Raw genomic sequence first — 2,263 nt, 5'->3', positions numbered from 1 at the left:
CGTGGGGCCGGTGCGGATCTCGTCGCCCAGGGCCTCGAAGAAGCCGTGCCCGTCGTTGCGGGCCAGGTGGTCGGCGGGCCGCAGCCCGGCGGCCCAGGCGCGCGCCAGCGTGTCCGGTCCAATGGTCGCGCCGGCGATCTCCTCCTGGCCGTCCACGCCGTCGGTGTCGGCCATCAGCGCGTGGATGCGCGGATGGCCCTGCACGGCCAGGGCCAGCGACAGCAGGCATTCGACGTTGCGGCCGCCGCGGCCGTCGCCGCGCACCGTCACGGTGGTCTCGCCGCCGGACAGCAGCACGCACGGTGCACTGAAGGGCTGGCCGCGCTCGGCCACCTGCCGCGCGATGCCGCCCAGCACCTTGCCGACATCACGGGCTTCACCCTCCAGGGCATCGCCCAGGATGTGCACCGCATAACCGGCCTGCCGGGCCACGGCGGCAGCGGCTTCGAGGGCCTGCTGGGGGGTGGCCACGAGCCGGGTCTGCGCACGCGCCAGGCGCGGGTCGTCGGGCTTGATCGATTCGCCGGCGCCGCTTTCCAGCACCTCGCGCACGGCCGGCGGCAGCTCGATGCGATGGCGCCGCACGACGGCCAGGGCGTCCTCGCAGGTGGTCGGGTCGGCCACGGTGGGGCCCGAAGCGATGTCGATGGGATGGTCGCCCGGCACGTCCGACAGGACGAGGCTGAGCACCCGGGCGGGGTGGCAGGCGGCGGCGAGCCGTCCGCCCTTGAGGGCCGACAGATGCCGGCGCACACAGTTCATCTCGCCGATGCTGGCGCCGCTGGCCAGCAGCGCGCGGTTCACGGCCTGCTCGTCGGCCAGCGTCAGGCCCGGCAGCGGCAGGGGCAGCAGGGCCGAGCCGCCGCCGGAGATCAGGCACAGCACGAGGTCGTGCTCGCTCAGGCCCTCCACGATACGCAGGATGCGCTGCGCAGCCGCCAGGCCCGCAGCGTCGGGCACCGGGTGGGCGGCTTCGACGATCTCGATGTGCTCGCAGGGCACGGCGTGGCCATAGCGCGTGACGACCAGGCCCGACACCGCGCCGGCCCAGTGGCGCTCGACGGCCTGGGCCATCGCGGCCGAGGCTTTGCCGGCCCCTACGACGATCAGGCGACCGCGCCCGAGCGAAGCGGGTGAGGGCAGGTGGGGCGGCACGCACAGCGCAGGCTGGGCCGAGGCGACGGCGGCGTCGAACAGGCGCCGCAGCAGCGGATGGGGCGGGGCAGGGGACATCGGGGCCTCGTCGAATGGCATGTGTCAGCCGGCCTGGGCGCCGATCTCGAAGTGGTTGAGCTGCTCCAGCGCGCGCACCAGGCCCGAGTGGTCCCAGCCCGCACCGCCGTGGGCCACGCAGGCGCTGAAGAGCTGCTGAGCCGCAGCGGTGGCCGGCAGGGCCAGGCCCAGCGACTTGGCGGCGCTCAGCGCGAGGTTGAGGTCCTTCTGGTGCAGCGCGATGCGAAAGCCCGGGGCGAAGCTGCGCTTGATCATGCGCTCGCCATGCACTTCCAGGATGCGCGAGGTGGCCAGCCCGCCCATCAGGGCCTGTCGCACCTTGGCCGGGTCGGCGCCGGCGCGCGCCGCGAACAGCAGGCCTTCAGCCACGGCATGGAGGGTGAGCGCCACCACGATCTGGTTGGCCACCTTGCAGGTCTGACCGTCGCCATGCCCGCCCACGAGCGTGATGTTCTTGCCCAGCAGCTCGAACACCGGCCGCACGCGCTCGAAGACCTCGGGCTTGCCGCCCACCATGATGGACAGCGTGGCATTGCGCGCCCCCACGTCGCCGCCGGAGACCGGCGCGTCGAGGTACTCGCAGCCCAGGGCCTCGATGCGGCGGGCGAAGTCCTTGGTCTCCACCGGCGAGATCGAGGACATGTCCACGACGATCTTGCCCGGGCTCAGGCCCATGGCCACGCCCTGCTCGGCAAAGAGAACGTCGGCCACGTCGGGGGTGTCGGGCACCATCGTGATGATGATGTCGGCGCGCTCGGCCACACCGCGCGCATTCAGGCACTGGGTGGCCGAGCTCGCGGCGATTTCGGCTGGCACCTTGCCGCGGGTGTAGACGAAGAGCTGGTGTCCGGCCTTGATGAGGTGGCCGGCCATGGGCGTGCCCATGATGCCCAGGCCGATGAAGCCGATGCGCAGGGGGTGGGAAGTCATGTCGTGCTCCTTGGTCGATGAAGAGAGGGGGTGCTGAGCGCTCAGCGGGCCAGCGCGGCCCGCCAGCCCAGGCCGGCCTCGGTGGTGGAAGCGGGCTTGT

At 72.8% G+C, this 2,263-nt stretch carries 2 protein-coding genes; both read right to left on the bottom strand.

Translation table 11 applies throughout. The annotated features are described in order from the left end of the window. Nucleotides 1-1,233: glycerate kinase (locus ACK42S_RS17605; RefSeq protein WP_409710672.1), on the bottom strand; the 1,233-nt coding region annotated here is incomplete at its 3' end. Nucleotides 1,234-1,257: 24 nt separating this feature from the next. Further along, nucleotides 1,258-2,163 carry a 2-hydroxy-3-oxopropionate reductase gene (locus tag ACK42S_RS17600; protein WP_409710669.1) on the bottom strand — a complete coding sequence of 302 codons (906 nt, stop codon included), beginning with the start codon at nt 2,161-2,163 and terminating at the stop codon, nt 1,258-1,260. Nucleotides 2,164-2,263 lie beyond the last annotated feature (100 nt).

This window comes from Caldimonas sp. (assembly GCF_046289365.1).
GTDB lineage: Bacteria > Pseudomonadota > Gammaproteobacteria > Burkholderiales > Burkholderiaceae_C > Caldimonas.
The sequence above is the reverse complement of the archived record's forward strand: the minus strand, read 5'-3'. Positions and strand labels throughout refer to the sequence as shown.